The sequence below is a fragment of the Oleiphilus sp. HI0132 genome, assembly GCF_001635845.1.
In genome coordinates, this window is record NZ_LWGJ01001241.1 from 16,515 (window position 1) to 34,403 (window position 17,889).

At 48.6% G+C, this 17,889-nt stretch carries 25 protein-coding genes; 22 read left to right on the forward strand and 3 right to left on the reverse strand.

Going from position 1 to position 17,889, the window contains the following annotated elements:
• Positions 1 to 7: 7 nt before the first annotated feature.
• Positions 8 to 1,273, forward strand: coding sequence for a site-specific DNA-methyltransferase (locus tag A3766_RS18370; RefSeq protein ID WP_068642684.1), 1,266 nt, complete (start codon positions 8 to 10; stop codon positions 1,271 to 1,273).
• Here the strand turns inward: A3766_RS18370 and A3766_RS18375 are convergent.
• The 3 genes from A3766_RS18375 to A3766_RS18385 are packed head-to-tail and all read right to left on the reverse strand — an operon-like array spanning position 1,270 to position 2,286.
• Positions 1,270 to 1,611: a hypothetical protein gene (locus tag A3766_RS18375; RefSeq protein ID WP_068641880.1), complete on the reverse strand. Its 342-nt coding sequence runs from the start codon at positions 1,609 to 1,611 to the stop codon at positions 1,270 to 1,272. The two genes, A3766_RS18370 and A3766_RS18375, sit on opposite strands and share 4 nt — an antisense overlap.
• Positions 1,608 to 2,063, reverse strand: coding sequence for a DUF3489 domain-containing protein (locus tag A3766_RS18380; protein WP_068642686.1), 456 nt, complete (start codon positions 2,061 to 2,063; stop codon positions 1,608 to 1,610). The genes A3766_RS18375 and A3766_RS18380 overlap by 4 nt, the downstream gene beginning before the upstream one ends.
• A gap of 10 nt (positions 2,064 to 2,073) precedes the next feature.
• Positions 2,074 to 2,286, reverse strand: coding sequence for a hypothetical protein (locus A3766_RS18385; RefSeq protein WP_068642688.1), 213 nt, complete (start codon positions 2,284 to 2,286; stop codon positions 2,074 to 2,076).
• A 106-nt stretch (positions 2,287 to 2,392) separates the two neighbouring features.
• On the opposite strand from A3766_RS18385, the gene A3766_RS18390 reads away from it, so the two are divergent.
• The 21 genes from A3766_RS18390 to A3766_RS18490 all read left to right on the forward strand — a co-directional run bounded on the left by A3766_RS18390 (position 2,393) and on the right by A3766_RS18490 (position 17,884).
• Positions 2,393 to 2,935: an elements of external origin gene (locus A3766_RS18390; RefSeq protein ID WP_068642690.1), complete on the forward strand. Its 543-nt coding sequence runs from the start codon at positions 2,393 to 2,395 to the stop codon at positions 2,933 to 2,935.
• Positions 2,883 to 4,898, forward strand: coding sequence for a phage terminase large subunit family protein (locus tag A3766_RS18395; RefSeq protein ID WP_156508969.1), 2,016 nt, complete (start codon positions 2,883 to 2,885; stop codon positions 4,896 to 4,898). Before A3766_RS18390 ends, A3766_RS18395 begins: the two co-directional genes overlap by 53 nt.
• Positions 4,899 to 4,919: 21 nt before the next feature.
• Entirely contained in the window at positions 4,920 to 5,147 is a 228-nt protein-coding gene (gpW, locus tag A3766_RS18400; RefSeq protein WP_068642692.1) for a gpW family head-tail joining protein, read from the forward strand.
• Between the two features lie 49 nt (positions 5,148 to 5,196).
• On the forward strand, positions 5,197 to 6,708 hold the full coding sequence (locus A3766_RS18405; protein ID WP_068642694.1) for a phage portal protein: 1,512 nt from the start codon (positions 5,197 to 5,199) through the stop codon (positions 6,706 to 6,708).
• 70 nt (positions 6,709 to 6,778) lie between these two features.
• Positions 6,779 to 8,071 (forward strand): S49 family peptidase, encoded by a 1,293-nt coding sequence (locus A3766_RS18410; RefSeq protein WP_068642696.1) that lies wholly within the window; start codon positions 6,779 to 6,781, stop codon positions 8,069 to 8,071.
• Positions 8,068 to 8,451, forward strand: coding sequence for a head decoration protein (locus tag A3766_RS18415; RefSeq protein ID WP_068642698.1), 384 nt, complete (start codon positions 8,068 to 8,070; stop codon positions 8,449 to 8,451). The genes A3766_RS18410 and A3766_RS18415 overlap by 4 nt, the downstream gene beginning before the upstream one ends.
• A 19-nt stretch (positions 8,452 to 8,470) precedes the next feature.
• On the forward strand, positions 8,471 to 9,502 hold the full coding sequence (locus A3766_RS18420) for a major capsid protein (protein WP_068642700.1): 1,032 nt from the start codon (positions 8,471 to 8,473) through the stop codon (positions 9,500 to 9,502).
• An 8-nt stretch (positions 9,503 to 9,510) separates the two neighbouring features.
• Positions 9,511 to 9,855, forward strand: a complete 345-nt coding sequence (locus A3766_RS18425; RefSeq protein ID WP_068642702.1) for a hypothetical protein — start codon at positions 9,511 to 9,513, stop codon at positions 9,853 to 9,855.
• Positions 9,845 to 10,168 carry a hypothetical protein gene (locus A3766_RS18430; protein ID WP_082907160.1) on the forward strand — a complete coding sequence of 108 codons (324 nt, stop codon included), beginning with the start codon at positions 9,845 to 9,847 and terminating at the stop codon, positions 10,166 to 10,168. The genes A3766_RS18425 and A3766_RS18430 overlap by 11 nt, the downstream gene beginning before the upstream one ends.
• Positions 10,169 to 10,182: 14 nt before the next feature.
• The gene (locus A3766_RS18435; protein ID WP_068642705.1) at positions 10,183 to 10,716 is read left to right on the forward strand and encodes a phage tail protein; all 534 of its coding nucleotides are present in this window, start codon (positions 10,183 to 10,185) and stop codon (positions 10,714 to 10,716) included.
• A complete protein-coding gene (locus A3766_RS18440; protein ID WP_156508970.1) occupies positions 10,713 to 11,219 on the forward strand; it encodes a hypothetical protein in 507 nt (168 codons plus the stop codon). Before A3766_RS18435 ends, A3766_RS18440 begins: the two co-directional genes overlap by 4 nt.
• The gene (locus tag A3766_RS18445) at positions 11,203 to 11,784 is read left to right on the forward strand and encodes a phage baseplate assembly protein V (protein ID WP_068642709.1); all 582 of its coding nucleotides are present in this window, start codon (positions 11,203 to 11,205) and stop codon (positions 11,782 to 11,784) included. The genes A3766_RS18440 and A3766_RS18445 overlap by 17 nt, the downstream gene beginning before the upstream one ends.
• 14 nt (positions 11,785 to 11,798) lie before the next feature.
• A complete protein-coding gene (locus A3766_RS18450; protein WP_231882926.1) occupies positions 11,799 to 12,125 on the forward strand; it encodes a GPW/gp25 family protein in 327 nt (108 codons plus the stop codon).
• Positions 12,122 to 13,018, forward strand: a complete 897-nt coding sequence (locus A3766_RS18455; RefSeq protein WP_068642713.1) for a baseplate J/gp47 family protein — start codon at positions 12,122 to 12,124, stop codon at positions 13,016 to 13,018. Before A3766_RS18450 ends, A3766_RS18455 begins: the two co-directional genes overlap by 4 nt.
• Positions 13,011 to 13,646 carry a phage tail protein I gene (locus A3766_RS18460; protein WP_068642715.1) on the forward strand — a complete coding sequence of 212 codons (636 nt, stop codon included), beginning with the start codon at positions 13,011 to 13,013 and terminating at the stop codon, positions 13,644 to 13,646. The genes A3766_RS18455 and A3766_RS18460 overlap by 8 nt, the downstream gene beginning before the upstream one ends.
• Positions 13,646 to 14,614 (forward strand): phage tail protein, encoded by a 969-nt coding sequence (locus A3766_RS18465; RefSeq protein ID WP_068642717.1) that lies wholly within the window; start codon positions 13,646 to 13,648, stop codon positions 14,612 to 14,614. The genes A3766_RS18460 and A3766_RS18465 overlap by 1 nt, the downstream gene beginning before the upstream one ends.
• A gap of 3 nt (positions 14,615 to 14,617) precedes the next feature.
• Positions 14,618 to 15,151 carry a hypothetical protein gene (locus tag A3766_RS18470; protein WP_068642719.1) on the forward strand — a complete coding sequence of 178 codons (534 nt, stop codon included), beginning with the start codon at positions 14,618 to 14,620 and terminating at the stop codon, positions 15,149 to 15,151.
• Complete coding sequence (locus A3766_RS18475; RefSeq protein ID WP_068642721.1) at positions 15,148 to 15,633, forward strand: hypothetical protein; 486 nt, start codon at positions 15,148 to 15,150, stop codon at positions 15,631 to 15,633. Before A3766_RS18470 ends, A3766_RS18475 begins: the two co-directional genes overlap by 4 nt.
• Before the next feature lie 4 nt (positions 15,634 to 15,637).
• The gene (locus A3766_RS18480) at positions 15,638 to 16,141 is read left to right on the forward strand and encodes a hypothetical protein (protein ID WP_068642723.1); all 504 of its coding nucleotides are present in this window, start codon (positions 15,638 to 15,640) and stop codon (positions 16,139 to 16,141) included.
• Positions 16,134 to 17,369 (forward strand): phage tail sheath C-terminal domain-containing protein, encoded by a 1,236-nt coding sequence (locus A3766_RS18485; protein ID WP_068642725.1) that lies wholly within the window; start codon positions 16,134 to 16,136, stop codon positions 17,367 to 17,369. The genes A3766_RS18480 and A3766_RS18485 overlap by 8 nt, the downstream gene beginning before the upstream one ends.
• A gap of 11 nt (positions 17,370 to 17,380) precedes the next feature.
• Positions 17,381 to 17,884, forward strand: a complete 504-nt coding sequence (locus A3766_RS18490; protein ID WP_068642727.1) for a phage major tail tube protein — start codon at positions 17,381 to 17,383, stop codon at positions 17,882 to 17,884.
• Positions 17,885 to 17,889 lie beyond the last annotated feature (5 nt).

Consider the following 17,889-nt stretch of genomic DNA (forward strand, 5'->3'; position numbering starts at 1 on the left):
TAATCTAATGCAACTTAACACTGTCGAATCGGTGGAGCACTGGTCGCTTCAACGACTCATTCCCTATGCCAAAAATGCGAGGACGCATGACGATACACAGGTATCGCAAATAGCCGGTTCGATAGCAGAATTTGGCTTTGTGAATCCGATTTTGGTGGGTGATGACAACGTCATTATCGCAGGCCATGGTCGCTTGATGGCGGCTCAGCAACTCGGTTTAGACACCGTCCCGGTGATCGTTTTACATCACTTGACCGAAGCACAACGTCGAGCATTAGTGATCGCAGATAACAAGATTGCTGAAAACGCTGGATGGAATGATGAGCTTCTCAAGCTAGAACTTGAAGAACTCGGCGATCTGGGTTTTGACCTTGATCTCATCGGCTTCTCTGATGAGGAGCTGGATGAGCTTCTGGGTAACGACGAACAATCTGGTGAAAGCGATGAGGATGAAATTCCCGAGGTGGAAGATGAGCCTGTAAGCCGACATGGTGACGTGTGGGTTATGGGTGACCATCGACTGTTATGTGGGGACTCGACCAGCAAACAGGATTTAGAAAAATTAATGAGTGGTGAGCTTGCCGATATGGCGTTCACCGATCCGCCTTATAACGTTGATTACGGCAACAACGCTAAAGATAAAATGCGCGGTAAAGATCGGCGCATTATGAATGATAATCTGGGTGATGATTTTTATCAGTTTCTTAAAGATGCGCTCACGAATCTTTTAAGTGTGACTAAAGGGGCGTGCTACATCGCTATGTCGTCCAGTGAATTAGACACACTTCAAAAAGCATTTCGGGATGCAGGCGGCAAGTGGTCGACATTTATCGTATGGGCAAAAAATACTTTCACTCTAGGTCGATCCGATTATCAGCGTCAGTATGAACCGATTTTGTATGGTTGGCGCGAAGGCAACGACCACTTTTGGTGTGGGGCTCGTGATCAGGGAGACGTTTGGTTTTTTAACAAACCCGTTAAAAATGATTTGCACCCAACAATGAAACCGGTGGAGTTGGTTGAGCGTGCGCTTCGCAATTCCAGTAAGAGCCGAGACATTGTGCTCGATCTTTTTGGTGGATCTGGAAGCACATTGATTGCTTGTGAAAAAACAGGTCGTGCAGCACGCTTGATCGAATTGGACCCTAAGTATGTGGATGTCATCGTCAGGCGCTGGCAGGACTATTCTGGCGAGCAGGCTATCCGTGAAAGCGATGAGCTTTCCTTTGATGAAGTTGCCCTATCAATGCAAACAGAAGCAGTTGCGAATTAAAGCTTAAATGTGTGCCATTCGCTTTGTTTAAAAAGGTACAGGTATTGGGCATCACAGGCTTTGGCCAGTGCAAATAGCTCTGATTCGCTTCGGGTAGTTCTTGGCTGGGTTTGCTCCCAGGCATCGCCACGATCACGGTGGTAAGCACAGACTGTTGCTCCCTGCACGTAGGAAATGTCGCCCAACGCAATCAGGCTTTCGGCGTGGGATTCACTATTGTGATATTGCCGCAGCGTTGGTCCAACACCATTAACTGAATCATAGCCATCGTGATGGCAATAAATTGATTGGAAATTGGTATTGTCTTTAGTCATCGCAATAAAGCAGCGGGTGCTCATTGATCACCTCCTTGCACACGATATCGGCGTTGTTGGCCATCATCTTTGTATGAGGTGATCGTCATACCCAATCGTTTTTTAACTGTGTTTGAAAAGACACCTCGAACGGTGTGCTTTTGCCAGCCAGTTTCAGTACAAATTTCTTCAATGCTGGCGCCTTCTGGGCGCTGCATTAGTGCGATCATACGTGATTGTTTAGTGCCTTCTCGCAGGGTGATGGTTTTGTTGGTTTCTGATTTTGAAGGTGCTTCTAAGCCTATGGCGTCAAAGCCATTTTCATTGATGGTGTAGCTATCGCCATTTTGGGTAATGAGCTCCCGAGTTAGAAGCCCTTGGATGACTCTGGGTTTAATGCCTGCATTGATATTGCTTGGTAGCGGCTCAATGTTGCCATCTGGCCGCTTACTCGCGGCTTGTAAAATGGCGGCTTGGGTATCAGTTAATTTGCTCATAGTGCGCTCCTTATTCGGCATGTTCGCCTTCTTTAAAGGCTGAATCGGTAATTTGTTTGAGGAGTTCGGCGTAGTGCCCCAGATCGCCCACGTGCCCCCAGTTGATTTCGTCGGGGTGAGCGTTGAAGTGGTCATCGCTGAGTGCCTGAAGGCGCTCAAGCGCGTTATCAATTTCGGCTTTTCGGGCTAGAAAAGCGTCTAATGCGTTTTGTTTGTGGGCCATTTTATTGTCTCCAAATGCTGTTCTGTTAAGCACATGAACGCTTCATTCAGCGGCCTTATCAACTCATTTCTGCTTATTAATTCGATTAAAAACAACAGGTTAAAATATGGGCGTATCACTGCGGGCTTATGCCAAACATCGAGGGGTATCTGATACTGCAGTGCGGAAAGCGATTAAGTCTGGCCGTATCCAAGCGGAATCTGATGGCACGATTGATATTGATAAAGTCGACAAGCAATGGGATCGCAACACAGATCGAGCCCAGCAACGCAAATCATCGGGTGCAACCAAAGCAGTCCCCAAAGCGGCACTGGATGCGGTCGCAGATACCCTAAGCGAAAGTGGCAATACCGGTGGTGGCTCTACCTATATGCAAGCCAGAACTGCCAATGAAGTGCTGAAGGCACAAACTAATCGAATCAAATTACAGCAGCTTAAAAAAGAGTTGGTCGATCGTGCCAAGGCGATAGCGCATGTCTTTCGGATGGCTCGATCTGAGCGAGATGCTTGGCTAAGTTGGCCAGCAAGGGTTTCGGCTCAAATGGCTGCAGAGTTGGAGGTTGACCCGCACAAGATGCATGTCATGTTGGAGTCCTATGTCAGACAGCACCTATCCGAGCTTAGCGACATCCAGCCCAAGGTCGATTGATTCTGAGTTTTATGAAGGCGCTCTAGAGTTAGAAAAAGCATGGAAAGAAGGCATCAAGCCTGATCCGATGCTGCTTGTTTCTCAATGGGCTGATGAGTATCGGGTGCTTTCGCCAAAGTCTGCTGCGGAGCCTGGCCGATGGCGAACTCAGCGAACGCCATATCTACAAGAAATTATGGACTGCTTGTCCGTTTCGTCTCCGGTTCAGCGCGTTGTATTTATGAAAGGTGCGCAAGTTGGAGGTACCGAAGCCGGTAATAATTGGATTGGCTATGTCATTCATATGGCACCCGGTCCGATGATGGCTGTTTCTCCAACCGTTGAGATGGCCAAACGTAATTCACGCCAGCGTATTGATCCGCAACTTGAAGATGTGCCGGAGCTCCGGGCACGTGTTGCCCCAGCAAGAAGCAGAGATTCAGGTAATACAGTGCTCTCGAAAGAGTTTCCAGGCGGCGTACTGGTTATGACCGGTGCAAATAGCGCGGTTGGTCTGCGCTCTATGCCTGCGCGTTACCTGTTTATGGATGAGGTAGATGGTTATCCGGGAGACGTTGAAGGTGAAGGCGATCCAATTTTGCTGGCAGAACGCAGAAGTGCGACGTTTGCGCGCCGACGAAAAATACTGCTTGTGAGCACGCCGACCATTAAAAGCACATCGCGTATCCAGCGTGAATTTGAAAACTCAGATCAACGCTATTTCTATGTGCCTTGCCCTTCTTGCGGACATGCTCAACCTTTGAGATTTTCGCACTTACGATGGGAAGAAGGTAAGCCAGAAACAGCGCAGTATTGCTGTGAGTCCTGTGAAGTTCTGATTGCTGAGCATCAAAAGACAGAGATGTTGAATCAAGGATTTTGGCAAGCCACTGCCGAGGGCGATGGTTATACACAAGGCTATCACTTGTCATCGCTATACAGCCCTGTAGGTTGGTTTTCTTGGGAAGATGCCGCACGTGTGTTTGAAAGTGCACAGCAAAATCCGGATTTGATGAAAGGCTTTGTAAATACGGTTCTTGGCGAATCCTACGAAGAGGAGTTTGAAGCCCCTGAGTGGGAACGCTTATACGAGCGCCGTGAATCGTACAGCGTAGGAAAGGTGCCTGAGGGTGGTTTGTTCCTGACTGCGGGGGTCGATGTTCAGCGGGATAGATTGGAATGCGAGGTTGTTGCTTGGGGGCGCAATAAAGAATCTTGGTCAGTTGACTATTTGGTGTTGGACGGTGATACCGCACAACCTGAAGTCTGGAAAAAACTGGATAAGGTTCTTTCAAAAGACTGGCCGCACGCACTGGGTTCGACCTTACCAATACGAGTTATGTGCGTCGATTCAGGTTATGCCACACAAGATGTGTATGGCTGGGTGCGTCAGTATCCTCAGGCAGTATGGGGTGGCGCTGGTGCGAGAGCATCACAGCCGAGAACTGTCGTCGCCATTAAGGGGCGCGATACTGAAACCGCACTAATCCTCAATGTGTCAAAAGCCGATACCGGTGGCAAACGTCGGGGATTGAGAGTTTGGAATGTCAGTGGTCCGGTTGCCAAAGTAGAGCTTTATCGCTGGTTGAAGCTGCCGAGGCTTACTGATGAAGAGCTTGCTACAGGTGAAAGCTTCGTACCGGGTACCTGCCACTTTCCCCAGTATGGTGAGGAGTACTTTAAACAACTGACCGCTGAGCACCGCATTATTCGAATGCACAAAGGGTTTCCAAAAGCGACTTGGGAAAAAGATCCGGCTCGAAACAACGAAGCATTGGACTGCCGAGTTTATGCGCGTGCTGCAGCGAGCATATATGGGTTGGACAGGTTTAAAGAGGTGCAGTGGAAGCGTTTTGAGAATGCACTGGGCGAAACAAAGCAAAGCCCAGCAGTTGAGCATGAGACTGCCCAGCCAACGAAGCCAAAAGCCATTAACTCGTTTCGTCAACGAGCCTCTGTTGTGGCAGATGACCCTTATCTTTAACGAGGGTAGGAAAATAAAACCATGAGTGATTTATCCACATTGCGTCAGCGTTTAGTTGAGGCAGAAAGTGCGCTTCACCGATTGATGATCGGTGAGCTAGAAGTCACCGTGTCCGTGGGTGGATATGGCGCAACGACATATGCGCAATCAGATATCAACAAACTCAATGCGTATATCGCGAAACTCAAAACAGAGATCGCTGCAAAGGAGCGACGCCCGAGGCGCGGACCTTTATTCATGCGATTTTAAAACTAGAAAAACCTGAGTTATCCAAGTAACTCGAGCTAATTGAGGCGCTATGAGCAATCAAATGATCTTAGGGCCTGATGGCTTGCCGCTTGCTGCAGATACGGCCCATAGAGGCGCGTCACTTTCGGCACGAGAATTATCCAGCTGGCGTCCCATGGCCGGTTCGCCAGATGCAGACTTGCTTGATGAACTGTCCACACTGGTTTCACGCTCTCGCGATTTAGCGAGAAACCATGGCGTAGCCGCTGGAGCAATCCAAACGCTAGTGGACAATGTCGTAGGTACTGGCCTGCGACTATCGGCATTACCTGATTACAAAGCCCTCGGCAAAGATAAAGACTGGGCCGACAGCTGGTCGAGAAAGACGGAGGCTTTGTGGCGCAGCTGGGCTGAAACGACAGATTGTGATGCGGCTAGAAATCTTACCTTTAACGGGTTGACCACGCAGATGTTTCGCTCTGGTCTTATCAATGGCGAAGCACTTGCTTTGCCTCTTTGGCTTCCACAACGAAACCAGACTTTCGCTACGACGATTCAATTAGTCGAGCCAGATCGTTTAGGGAATCCGAATGACCGGCTCAATGACAGAAAAATACGCGGAGGCATCGAGGTCGATGTTTATGGTGCTCCCTTAGCCTATTGGATAGCGAAAACTCATCCGGGCGATCAATTGCTTGGTGTTGCAGGTCTTGGTCAGGAGTTTGAACGAATTCCTGCAAGAACGCGATTTGGCCGACAACGAGTTATCCATGTGCACGACAAAGAACGTACCGGGCAGAATCGAGGAAAACCGATTTTTACCAGCATCATGCCGCTTTTTAAAATGCTCGACCATTACGAGCGCTCCGAAATGCAGGCGGCAGTTGTGAATGCCATGATCGCTGCATTTATTGAAACTCCTTTAGATGGTGAGTCAATCAGCGAAATGTTTGGCGGTTCCGCAGAGGACTACATGGCTGCTCGTAATGAGTGGCAAGTTAAGCTTCAAGGTGGTGCTGTCATTCCAATATTTCCCGGAGATAAAGTCGCGCCATTCACACCGAGTCGTCCGAACTCGGCTTACAGCAGTTTTGTTGAAAATATCCTGAGGCATATTGGAACGGGTTTAAATTTGCCCTTCGAATTGCTGATGAAGGATTTCTCAAAAACGAATTATTCGTCAGCTCGTGCAGCACTCATGGAAGCCTGGCGGTATTTCATCGGCCGACGTCATTGGCTGGCAACCTATTGGGCGAAGCCCGTTTACGAGCTATGGCTTGAGGAAGCAGTCAACAAAGGCTTGATCGAAGCACCAGGCTTTTATCAAAACAAAGCTTTGTGGTGTCGATGTAAATGGATTGGTCCTGGTCGGGGTTGGATCGACCCTGTTAAGGAAGCCAAAGCATCAAAAATTCGCTTGGAAACCGGCCTTTCGACGCTGGAAGATGAATGCGCTACCCAAGGTTTAGATTGGGAAGAAGTGCTCGAGCAACGAGCAAGGGAACAAGCCAAGATGCGAGAACTGGGTTTAAACACGGAGAAGTCTCAATACGTTTCTCCAACTGCAGAGGATAGTCAATGACAAAATTGCAGGATAGAAATTTTGCACAGCCGAAGGCTGCCCGTCAGGGTGCAGCACAGGGAGGTGCTGCATGAAATTTTGGAATCATGCAGCCGGTGAACCCTGGGCCATTACCGAGACTGCTCTTGATAACATATTAACGATTGCATCACGCCAAAACGAATCTATCGAGGCGGTGTCTGCGAAGCTTGGGCGGGAGTTAGATAATACTTATGTTACCGAGGTTCGAGAAGGAGTCGCTGTTATTCCAGTTGTTGGCCCGCTGTTTCGCTATGCAAACTTATTCACCGCCGTTAGTGGTGCTTCGAGCTATGAGATTTTGGCTAAGGATTTTAATTCAGCCCTAGAAAATCCGGATGTGTATAGCATTGTCTTAGATATCGACTCGCCGGGAGGCGAAGTCAATGGCTGTGCTGAATTTGCCAACATGATCTATGAGTCGAGAGGTGCGAAACCCATCATCGCTTACGCATCGGGTGATGCTGCGTCGGGTGCTTACTGGATAGCTTCGGCCTGCGATCAAATCATTGCTTCTGAAACTTCATTACTGGGCTCCATTGGCGTTGTCGCCGTGTATCGAGACAGTAACGACCAGAATGTACTTGAAATTGTGTCATCACAAAGCCCATACAAGCGCTTAGATCCGAACAGCGATGACGGTAAATCCCGGCTCCAATCTCGTATTGATGACTTGGCATCAGTCTTTATTGATTCGATAGCTAAGCATCGCGGTGTTGATCCTCCCACCGTTTTAAAAGAGTTTGGTGGCGGCGATGTCTTTGTCGGCAAAAACGCCATTCGTTCAGGGCTCGCCGATGATGTAGGAAGCCTTGAAAACATTATTCAACAGCAAATCAACAACCAGAACCCCGCCAAGTTGCGGGGTTCTTCTTTTCTAGCACTTGAGGACAGCATGATGACTGACAAAACCCGCAAGACTGAGGATGCTGAGAGCCATACCCTCAGTCTGGAAACATTAAAAGCAAATTACCCGCAATTGGTAGAAGCCATTCAAAGCGAAACCGTTGCTTCAACCCAACAACAGGCTGCACAGCAAGGCATTCAGCAGGAACGTGAGCGCATTGGTGCGATTGTCTCATCGGAGGCGGCTAAAGGCAGAGAGCAATTGGCTCAGCACTTAGCATTCTCTACGGACATGACGGTCGATATGGCCTTGGCCACGCTGAACGCGTCACCGGTCAAAACCGAGGCGCCTTCTACGGCGACGAATACGGGTTTTGAGCAAGTCATGGCAACGGTTAACAACCCTGCGATCGAACCTGATGCTCCTGAACAAGAAACAGATGATGCAGAAGCAGTCGCCAAGCGCATCGCCCAATTTTCAAATGGAGGTGCCATATGAGTTTGCCCGGAATAGCTGAAGGATTTACGGACCAAGGAAGTCTGGCTCACGACAACCTCATAGCAGGTGAGTTTCCTCGTATCACCCGTGTCGTGACTATCACCGGTGGAGCAACATTGCCTGCAGGATCTGTGCTTGGCCGAGTAGCGGCATCAGGTGCTTATGTCCTGAGTGACGCAGGTGAAAATGATGGATCAGAAGAGCCGGATGCAATTTTGGCTCACGATACTGATGCGTCATTGGGTGATGTTCAGGCTCACGTTTACCTTGCCGGTGAGTTTAATGCAGGTGCATTGACGATCGGTCCCGGGCATTCAAATGCATCGGTCTCGATTGCTTTTCGAGAGCGATCAATTTTTCTTCGCAACAATCAAGCTTAACTAGCAATAGGATTCTTTCATGGATATTTTTTCTACTCACGTGCTCAATCGTGTGGTTGAGCATTTGGATCGTCCAGCATCCTTTTTGCTGGATACCTTCTTCGCATCGATTCAGACAGAAGATAGTGAAGAAATTCACTTTGATATTGATAAATCAAAACCCCGGTTGGTGCCTTTTGTTTCGCCTCTGGTTGAAGGCAAAGTGGTTGCCACTGAAGGTTTTGAAACCCGTAGCTTTAAACCGGCCTATGTAAAAGATAAACGTCGCTTTGATCCTAATGCCCCGTTGAAGCGCCAAATTGGCGAAACCATTGGCGGTAACCTAAAAGCGATGGATCGTCGCGAAGCGGCATTGAATCGCTCGCTGACTAATCAGGTTGAAAACCTTACTCGTCGAGAGGAGGTTATGGCAGCCGAGGCTCTGAGAACCGGTAAGATCACTGTAACGGGCGAAGACTACCCAACACAGGTCATCGATTTTCAGCGTGACCCTGCTTTGACACAAGCGCTAACAGGCGCGACTCGCTGGGGAGAAACCGGCGTTAAAGTACTCGATGATATTGAGGACTGGGCGGGTCTGGTACAGATTAAATCTGGGGCTGCAGCCCGAACTGTTGTCATGGACCCTTTAGCTTGGCGTGTCTTTAAGGCCGATCCAAAAGTGGAGCGACTATTAGAACTGCGCCGAGGCACGTCAAACACCTTGGTCATTGATCCTATCTTGCGAGGCCAGGCTAACGATAAAGCGCGATACGTTGGCTCGGTGGGCGACTTTGATTTCTGGGTCTACAACGACTCCTACGTTGACGATGCTGGTGTAGCCCGCAATATGCTGCCTGAGTACACGGTACTGTTGGCCAGTCAGGGATTGCTCGAAGGCACACGTTGTTACGGGGTTATTCAGGATGAAAAAGCAAACTACCGCGCCAGCCGATACTTTACCAAGTCGTGGTTGGAAGAAGACCCTGCGGTACGTTGGCTCTTGATGCAATCCGCACCGTTGATTGTGCCTTACCGTCCTAACGCTACATTCTGTGCAACTGTTCGATAGGTGCCCCCATGAAGATAACAACAACTGTTACCTTGCGCACCGGTGAACCCGGTGCCTATGAATTTGTTTATCCAGGGGAGTCCATCAATCTAAGTCGTGAAGAAGCTGAGACACTCATTCAGCGAGGCTTCGCGGCCGATGATAAAGCCTGTTCCTCTAAGGATGAATCGGGCAAGGCGCATCACCTGGTTGATGCAATCTTAGATGCGATTGATGACCTCAAGCCTAATGATTTTGGTAAAGATGGTAAGCCAGCAGTAAAAGCGATCGAGGACATCATTGGTCAAAGCATCAGTGCTTCTGATCGCGATAAAGCGTGGGATGAATATCAAGCGCTGACCAATGATGGATAGTCAGTCTCGATTTCGACGAGCCATTGATAGTCAATTTAATCACCTAGGCAGAGATGCCACTTATACCCAATCAAACAGCCAGTCTCTGTCGGTAAGAGTTATTGCTCGCCGACCTGAGCAGCTGTTTGAGTTGGGAGATGGTCATATGCATGCCGAACAACCACAACTGGAATTTCGCGTGTCGGAAGTAAGCTCACCCAGTCGAGGTGATGAAATTGAAATTGATGGACGGGTTTATCGAATAGAAGCCGAACCGCGCTTGGATCTTCATCAACTGGTTTGGGTGGCTCCAGCATTACCCATTTATGACTAAGTCAGGAGGCGTTCATGCTGGCAGTAAATATTGTAACAACGCCAGACTTGGCGTCATGGCAGCAAGCGCTAACGGCGACCGAGCGGCAGGTGAATACCGCAGCAGTGCGCGCTTTGAATAAAACAGCTCGCTGGGCAAGGTCACACCTTGCAAGTATCACGGCGAAAAAATCCAATGTAAAAGTTGGGTTGGTGAGAAACAGTTTATCTGTGGTTCGTGCCAGACCATCCAAACCCTCGATTGTTGTGGGGCTGAACCAAAAGGCTGGTGTGATTAAAGCGCACAAGTTGGGAGCAGCGCGTCAGAATGCTTCTGGCGTCAGGGTTGCTAAGCGCCAATTTGATCATGCGTTTCTCGCGCAAATGCCAAATGGGCACCAAGGTGTATTTCGTCGGCGCTCGAAGTCTCGGTTACCCATTCAAGAGGTTCAAATTGTCATCACCGGACGATTGCGTGATGAGATGGAATCGCTATCCGAGCGGGGCTTGATGGATAACTTCGAGCGTATCTTTGAACGAGAGCTCAATTATTTATTACGGGTAGCATGATGGATAAGGTTAAAACGCTATTCGATGCACTACAGGAAGGCTTTGCTGACATAGCAGGCGTTGCTCACTGCAGTGCGTTTCCAAAAAGACGAGATGATATTCGACTTCCGGCTGTGTTGATTGATCTCGTAGAAATTGAGCCCGGCCGTGATCCTGGTACCGGTGAACTTGCGTTAACCACTCACTGGGAGGCGCGAATACTATTTTCAGATCAGGAGCCACAATGGCATGGTTGGGCTTTAGTACAGCAAGCGATGTCTTGGCTTTACAACCATCATTGGTCGAAAATAAACATTGGCCGCGCCAATATAAAACAAGCGACGCCTGATCATTTTTCGCCTGAACTACAAGGACATTCGATCTGGCTTTTGGAGTGGACGCATGCGGTTCGTGTTGGTGACAACCTCTGGAATGGCGAGGATGCAATTCCGTCGATAATCAATGTCGGCTGGGGTGATGGTTCCTACAGTGATTTTGGAGCAGCAGATGAACCTAGCATTTGAGGTTGCTGAGCTACATCGTCGACTTGCAAACATGGTGTTACTAGCAAAGGTTATCGAGGCTGACTATAGCGGCTCAATCCCCAAGGTGAAGGTTGTTGTGGGTGAGATTACTAGTGCATGGTTGCCCATGATGGTGAACCGAGCGGGAAATGATCGAAGCTGGTGGCCGCTGGAAATTGGTGAGCAAGTTGTTGTGTTATCGCCCAGCGGTGAACTAACGCAAGGCGTGGTTCTTGGATCGATCAATCAGCAAAGCATACCAGCTAACGGCAATTCAGCAGACAACCATCGCATAACTTACAGTGATGGTGCAGTGATCGAATACGATCGTAAAGCACACCATTTGAAAGCTGTGTTGCCCAGTGGCGCAAGTACGCAATTAATTTCAGAGGGCGGTGTGGAAATTGTTGGTGATGTTTTCGTGAAGGGAAATATTACTGCCACTCAAGATATCAAAGACCATACTCGCTCAATGCAGGCAGACCGGGATATTTATAACGCACATACTCATAGCGGTATTAAATCTGGTCCTGGCTCAACTGCACCACCCAACCAATCACAGTAAATCTTATGAATGGCATGAATAGAGCCACTGGACACACACTGTCTGGTGTAGATCACTTACGCCAGTCGATTGTGGATATCTTAACGACGCCGATTGGTTCAAGAGTTATGCGTCGTGACTATGGCTCACGTTTGTATGACTTAGTTGACGCACCTGTTAATAGAGCGCTCCTTGTAGAGATTTACTCTGCAGTCGCTGAATCTTTGTTGCGATGGGAGCCACGCTTTGAACTTACTCGGGTGCAGGTCGAATCGATATCGCCGGGCAAAATACAGCTGGCCGTTGAAGGAAACTACCTTCCTGAGAATCAGAAAATGCGCTTGGAGGGTTTAATGTTATGAGTGGATTCAGTGCGATTGATTTAGCAGAGCTTGCATCGCCAGACATTATTGAGCCATTAAGCTTTGAGAAAATTCTGCAAGAGATGCTAGATGACTTAATCAGCCGAGACGCTTCTTTTAACGCATTTTTAGAAAGTGATCCCGTTTACAAAATATTAGAGGTCGCTGCATACCGAGAGATGCTGATCAGAGCGAGAATTAACGACTCTGCTCATGGTGTCATGCTGGCCTATGCAATCGGCTCGGACCTCGACAACTTAGCGGCTTTTTTCGGCGTGACACGCCAATTGATCAGTCCAGGCGATCCAGATGCGCTACCTCCTGTTAAGCCAACTTATGAGAGCGATGACCGACTTAGAAAACGTGTCCAACTCAGTTTAGAAGGACATAGTACGGCTGGTCCAATAGGCAGTTATGTTTACCATGCTCTTGCGGCAAGCCCCCAGGTTAAAGATGTGGATGTCGACAGTCCATCCCCCGGAAAGGTCGATGTCACAGTGCTGTCCACGCAAGGCAAAGGCATGCCCTCAAATGAGCTGCTGGATGAGGTTTTTCAGACTTTAAACGCTGACGAAGTTCGGCCTTTGACAGACGAGCTAACAGTCAAAGCATGCCGAATCATAAACTACGACGTGCATGCAAAACTGTATTTATACGAAGGTCCCGATGCTGAGGTCGTGAAAGAAACCTCGGTGAATGCAGTGAATGATTATGTTCGCAACCATCACCTGCTCGGTAACGACATCACTTTATCTGGGCTATACGCTGCATTGCATCAGCCAGGTGTACAGCGTGTTGAACTTATCACGCCGACACAAACTATTCAGGTGGTCAATCAAGAGGCGGCTTGGTGTCAATCGGTTGAAGTGACACTAGGGGGCGTGGATGAATGAGTCTTTATTGCCTTTCAATGCAACACAAACTGAGCGAAACCTTTCGCTGGTAACCAAGCGAAGCTGCAACCTGCCAGTTAATATCAACCATTTATGGGATCCGTTTCTATGCCCTGAAAACTTATTGCCTTGGCTGGCATGGTCGTTGTCCGTCGACAATTGGAATAGTGCATGGCCAACGTCTGTTAAGCGGCAGCAAATCGCTAATAGCATCGAAATTCATCGCCGCAAAGGCACTGTGTCAGCGGTGAAAAAAGCGATGGCCGTGTTCGGTGTTCAAGTTGAGTTAAGCGAATGGTTCGAGACAAAAAGCACACCGCATACTTTCTCGGTGATGGCTTGGGCTGGCGAAAACTTCCGTGACGATCACGAACCGGTGTTGACCGAGGCCTATTACGATGCATTAAAGCGAGCCATTGATTACTCAAAGCCAGTCCGAAGTCATTACGATTTTAAAGTCGGTGTTTTGTTCGGTGGCGATTTTGGTATTGGCGTAGTTCAACAATCCCTCGCAATAAAGCGGGTAGATGGCGAGTTCATTTACCTTGGGGCCGGACTAGATGGTGACCTCAATATTGGAGGCATTAATCAAGGTCATTCGGTTACTAGAATGAGTATGGAGCTGTAATGAGTTCAGCATTTAAACCCGTTATTACACAAGCAGGCATCACCGCCGTGTTTAACGCGACAAACTCGGGGCTCGAAGCCAACATCGTATCGGTTGCTTTGGGTGATCTGGGTTGGGAACCGTCTGCGAGTGCGACAAAGTTAAAGCGGGAAAAACGCCGTATTCCTGTTGGCAATGGTGATCAGATATCACCTAACCAAATCCACATAACGGCGATTGAGGATGGTACTCAAGCTGGATATTGGGTGCGAGAAGTTGGGTTCTACCTAGAAGATGGAACGCTATTGGCGATTTGGAGTCATCCGACCCAACCGCTTGCGTATAAGGCGCCGGGTGTCGATTTACTATTAGCCTTTGATATTGTGCTAAGCGCGTTACCAGCCAACAGTATTAATGTGATCGGTAATGGAACGGTAAACCTTGCACCGGCCACCACGACCAAGCTAGGTGTGGTTCGATTTTCAACGGACAGTGAAGCAACCGCTGGTAGCATCAATAACGAAGTGATCACGCCACGCGGTGTGCGGTTACATGGAGACGCTCGATATGCTCGAAAATCTCACCGGCACCCTTGGAGTGAGATCGATGGTAAACCGTCAGCTTATCCGCCTTCATCGCATCGCCATACCTGGTCTCAGATTGATAGCAAGCCGAAGACGTATCCACCCTCGTCGCATAATCATGACGACCGCTATTTGCGTTTAGTTAATGCACCCAGGGCAGTCTATGTCGACGTGAGGTCTACGGGGAATACCTCAACCGCCAGTACGGCACTTAATTGGGCATTGGCAATTCATCCCAGCAGTGGTTTTAGAGATAACGACCATATTCAGGTTCGCTACAAAAATCGTTATGTGAGAGGTACAGGGAATGGCAGTGCCTGGTGGACGGATGAATACACAACCACGTTTGTTAAAGCAGGCGCATGGCGAGCGATTGCGACAAGCACCAATGGTTTCTGGGGGTAATACATGAACGTCATAGTCGTATTTAATAAATTCACTGACGAATACATCGGTATTACTTATGCAACGGATGATATGAAGTTGGATGAGGCTGCTTGCTGCGATGTTCACTTCAAGTACAAAACAGTCGACATGGATCCAGAAGCCGAGGTGTGGCAAGGCAATTTTGCCGAAGGTGCCGTAGTCCCTTTAGGGCAGCAAAAAACAGTCATTACTGAAACGGAATTAGACGCCGATTGTCAGGATAAAATCTTTCGAGAGTACCGTTACTATCATCAGCTAAATGTAGTTTATGGCGTGCTCGACAAACTTATCGAAGATTCAACCATTGATGAGTCATTGTTGAGTGAGTATCGCTCGATGCGCCAATACATTGATTCAATTGTGTCGAATAATGAGCGATACAAGCTGGCATACGCTGCTCAAGACGGATATGAGTATCGAGATAAAGCCAAGGAGCGTGAGGTATTGAACGCCCAGCTTGAGGGCGGCTTACATGAGGTTTTGGGCCGTGAAGCGCACCCAGGAACACCGCAATGATTTCTCGATGTCAGCACCTCGAGTCAAATGTGGCAGCCAACATTAGGGCTCAATTAAGCGCGCTTGATACCGCCTATTGGCGTGATCGCCGAAGCCATAAACCGAATGTTGGTCTTAGTGGAGAGGTTGGTCACTACTTCTCTTGTGGCCGTGAATCTGTCCCTCAGGAAGTCCGACAGTTAATTGATGACACTGCGCCTAATTTCTTTGGCTATGAGTTGGAAGACTGGGTTGTAAATAAAACACCTAAGCAAGGCGGTATGCCTCCGCACATCGATAATGAAGGGTATTTGGCGGTTGCATTGTTGTGCTTACAGTCGGGCAGCGGTTGCTTTGAGTGGTATCACGGGAATGACTTAAGTAAGCCAGAACAGATTCATGATGAAGCTGGGCAAGTTATTCGCTTTGATCAGGTCGACTTAATCCACGCAGTGCCTCCAACGCATTCCGAACGATACGTCATCGTCTTTCTATACAGGTAAACCCATGCATCAAATATTCACATCACTGCTCAGTCATGAGCAGTGCGGACAGCTATTGTCTGCAGCTCAGGAAAATATCAGCTTGTTTAAAGCAAGCCAAGGCGTATTAAGGCGAATGGGAGCCAGCGGCAATGACGTGCTATCCGAATACCAGTTTCTCAAATACTGGCACATGCCGGATTCACTTAAATCTATGGTGGATGCTTCGCTTCCACCCGATCTTCGAAAAAATGCCAATGAAGCATGGTTACTCCACTTTCCCAAAGGGGGGCAATTAGATCGCTATCTAGCATCCAAACCATTATTTAACTGCCTATCCATACCGCTTAACGATGGCGGTGTATTTGAATTGTGGGATTCAGGCAAAGCCGAAGCGCTAACCAACAAGGCCGGAGATGCTTACTTCTTTTCTTTGGCAAACGAACATCAAGTACCTGTCACTCAGCAGGATGACTGGTACCTCTGTTTCCTGTTTTTACATCATATTGAGGTGAAGCCAAATGCCTGAACAATTTCTCCATGGCGTGGAAGTCGTTGAAATCGACTCTGGTCCACGCCCAATAAAAACGGTTCGCTCATCCGTTATCGGTTTGATCGGCACAGCGCCCGATGCAGATGAAGACCGATTCCCTTATCACACGCCTATTTTAATTGCGGGTAAACGCAGTGAAGCGGCTGGTTTGGGACGAACCGGAACCTTGCCTGCAGCCATTGACGATATCTTCGATCAAACGGGAGCGATGATCGTTCTGATCCGTGTGCCGGACTGGTTTGGTGAAGATGAGGAATGGCCCTCGCTCATCGAAGAAGAGGGTCCTCGTTTGGCAATGGCAGGCCCTTGGTTTTCAAACATCGGCCAGGTCATCGGTGGTATTGATGATGAAACCGGCCAGTATCTTGGTATTCAGGCATTCCTCGCTGCCGAAAGCGAAGTGCATGTCACGCCCCGTATTTTAATCGCGCCTGAGTTTAGTCATCACCCGGCCGTAGCCAACGAACTTCTGTCTGTCGCTGAACGGCTCCGAGCCGTTGTGATTGCCGATGGCCCGAATTACAACGATGAAGAAGCCATCGATTACCGACAAATGTTTGGTAGCCCAAGACTGTATTTAATTGATCCTTGGGTTCGCGTTTGGGATGCCGAAGACAACGTCGAAGTCGTGCGCCCAGCCAGTGCCCGAGTCGCAGGGTTGATTGCTAAATCAGATGCAGAGCGCGGCTTCTGGTGGTCACCGTCTAATCGTGAAATTCGCGGTTTGATGGGTACTGCTCGAAGTGTTGATTTTGCATTAGGTGATGTCAATGCACGCGCCAATTTCCTAAATGAAAATGAAGTGGCCACCATTATCCAGAAAGATGGATTTCGACTTTGGGGTAATCGCAGTTGTAGCGCTGATCCCAAGTGGGCCTTTTTAAGTGTTCGACGAACCGCCGACATGATCAATGAATCGTTACTGCGAGCCCATATGTGGGCGGTGGATCGAAATATCACTAAGACCTATATCGAGGACGTGCTTGAAGGCGTGAACGCTTATTTGCGTCATTTGCAAACAGTGGGTGCGATTATTAACGGTCGAGCATGGGCTGATCCAGAGTTGAATACGCCTGATCAAATTTCTCAGGGCAAGGTGTATATCGACTTTGATTTTACGCCGCCTTATCCAGCCGAGCACATTACCTTTCGAAGCCATTTGGTCAATGACTATCTGGTAGAAGTACTGCCAGATGCCGCCTAAAGGAGCGACTTATGCTTGATGATATTTTAAAAAACATGGCGCTCTTTGTGGATGGGCGTGGCTATGCAGGCAATGTTGAAGAATTAACCTTGCCAAAGCTTGCACTTAAAACAGAAGAGTTCAGAAACGGTGGTATGGATGCACCCATTGAAGTCGAGATGGGGATGGAGAAGCTCGAAAGTGAATTTACGCTCACTCGCTTCGATAAAAACGTACTCAAGTTATTCGGTTTAGCGCCCGGCCAACTGACACCACTGAGCATTCGTGGCGCAGTGGTTTCCGATGATGGCACACAAACACCAGTGGTCGTAAACCTTCAAGGCATCGTCCGAGAAATGGACCCAGGTAATTGGAAGCCAGGAGACAAAGCCACGCTCAAAGTCAGCTTGTCTTTACGTTACTACAAGCTGACACACGGTGGTGACGTTCTCCATGAAATCGATATACCCAATATGGTTCGCACCATCGGTGGGGTTGATCAACTGGCTGCTACGCGCAGCGCATTAGGTTTATAAGAGGC

What these genes read in the sequence shown, in the direction of transcription:
- A3766_RS18370 (WP_068642684.1), top strand. Translation starts at nt 8, where the DNA reads ATGCAACTTAACACTGTCGAATCGGTGGAGCACTGGTCGCTTCAACGA.
- A3766_RS18375 (WP_068641880.1), bottom strand. Translation starts at nt 1,611, where the DNA reads ATGAGCACCCGCTGCTTTATTGCGATGACTAAAGACAATACCAATTTC.
- A3766_RS18380 (WP_068642686.1), bottom strand. Translation starts at nt 2,063, where the DNA reads ATGAGCAAATTAACTGATACCCAAGCCGCCATTTTACAAGCCGCGAGT.
- A3766_RS18385 (WP_068642688.1), bottom strand. Translation starts at nt 2,286, where the DNA reads ATGGCCCACAAACAAAACGCATTAGACGCTTTTCTAGCCCGAAAAGCC.
- A3766_RS18390 (WP_068642690.1), top strand. Translation starts at nt 2,393, where the DNA reads ATGGGCGTATCACTGCGGGCTTATGCCAAACATCGAGGGGTATCTGAT.
- A3766_RS18395 (WP_156508969.1), top strand. Translation starts at nt 2,883, where the DNA reads ATGTCAGACAGCACCTATCCGAGCTTAGCGACATCCAGCCCAAGGTCG.
- gpW (WP_068642692.1), top strand. Translation starts at nt 4,920, where the DNA reads ATGAGTGATTTATCCACATTGCGTCAGCGTTTAGTTGAGGCAGAAAGT.
- A3766_RS18405 (WP_068642694.1), top strand. Translation starts at nt 5,197, where the DNA reads ATGAGCAATCAAATGATCTTAGGGCCTGATGGCTTGCCGCTTGCTGCA.
- A3766_RS18410 (WP_068642696.1), top strand. Translation starts at nt 6,779, where the DNA reads ATGAAATTTTGGAATCATGCAGCCGGTGAACCCTGGGCCATTACCGAG.
- A3766_RS18415 (WP_068642698.1), top strand. Translation starts at nt 8,068, where the DNA reads ATGAGTTTGCCCGGAATAGCTGAAGGATTTACGGACCAAGGAAGTCTG.
- A3766_RS18420 (WP_068642700.1), top strand. Translation starts at nt 8,471, where the DNA reads ATGGATATTTTTTCTACTCACGTGCTCAATCGTGTGGTTGAGCATTTG.
- A3766_RS18425 (WP_068642702.1), top strand. Translation starts at nt 9,511, where the DNA reads ATGAAGATAACAACAACTGTTACCTTGCGCACCGGTGAACCCGGTGCC.
- A3766_RS18430 (WP_082907160.1), top strand. Translation starts at nt 9,845, where the DNA reads ATGATGGATAGTCAGTCTCGATTTCGACGAGCCATTGATAGTCAATTT.
- A3766_RS18435 (WP_068642705.1), top strand. Translation starts at nt 10,183, where the DNA reads ATGCTGGCAGTAAATATTGTAACAACGCCAGACTTGGCGTCATGGCAG.
- A3766_RS18440 (WP_156508970.1), top strand. Translation starts at nt 10,713, where the DNA reads ATGATGGATAAGGTTAAAACGCTATTCGATGCACTACAGGAAGGCTTT.
- A3766_RS18445 (WP_068642709.1), top strand. Translation starts at nt 11,203, where the DNA reads ATGAACCTAGCATTTGAGGTTGCTGAGCTACATCGTCGACTTGCAAAC.
- A3766_RS18450 (WP_231882926.1), top strand. Translation starts at nt 11,799, where the DNA reads ATGAATAGAGCCACTGGACACACACTGTCTGGTGTAGATCACTTACGC.
- A3766_RS18455 (WP_068642713.1), top strand. Translation starts at nt 12,122, where the DNA reads ATGAGTGGATTCAGTGCGATTGATTTAGCAGAGCTTGCATCGCCAGAC.
- A3766_RS18460 (WP_068642715.1), top strand. Translation starts at nt 13,011, where the DNA reads ATGAATGAGTCTTTATTGCCTTTCAATGCAACACAAACTGAGCGAAAC.
- A3766_RS18465 (WP_068642717.1), top strand. Translation starts at nt 13,646, where the DNA reads ATGAGTTCAGCATTTAAACCCGTTATTACACAAGCAGGCATCACCGCC.
- A3766_RS18470 (WP_068642719.1), top strand. Translation starts at nt 14,618, where the DNA reads ATGAACGTCATAGTCGTATTTAATAAATTCACTGACGAATACATCGGT.
- A3766_RS18475 (WP_068642721.1), top strand. Translation starts at nt 15,148, where the DNA reads ATGATTTCTCGATGTCAGCACCTCGAGTCAAATGTGGCAGCCAACATT.
- A3766_RS18480 (WP_068642723.1), top strand. Translation starts at nt 15,638, where the DNA reads ATGCATCAAATATTCACATCACTGCTCAGTCATGAGCAGTGCGGACAG.
- A3766_RS18485 (WP_068642725.1), top strand. Translation starts at nt 16,134, where the DNA reads ATGCCTGAACAATTTCTCCATGGCGTGGAAGTCGTTGAAATCGACTCT.
- A3766_RS18490 (WP_068642727.1), top strand. Translation starts at nt 17,381, where the DNA reads ATGCTTGATGATATTTTAAAAAACATGGCGCTCTTTGTGGATGGGCGT.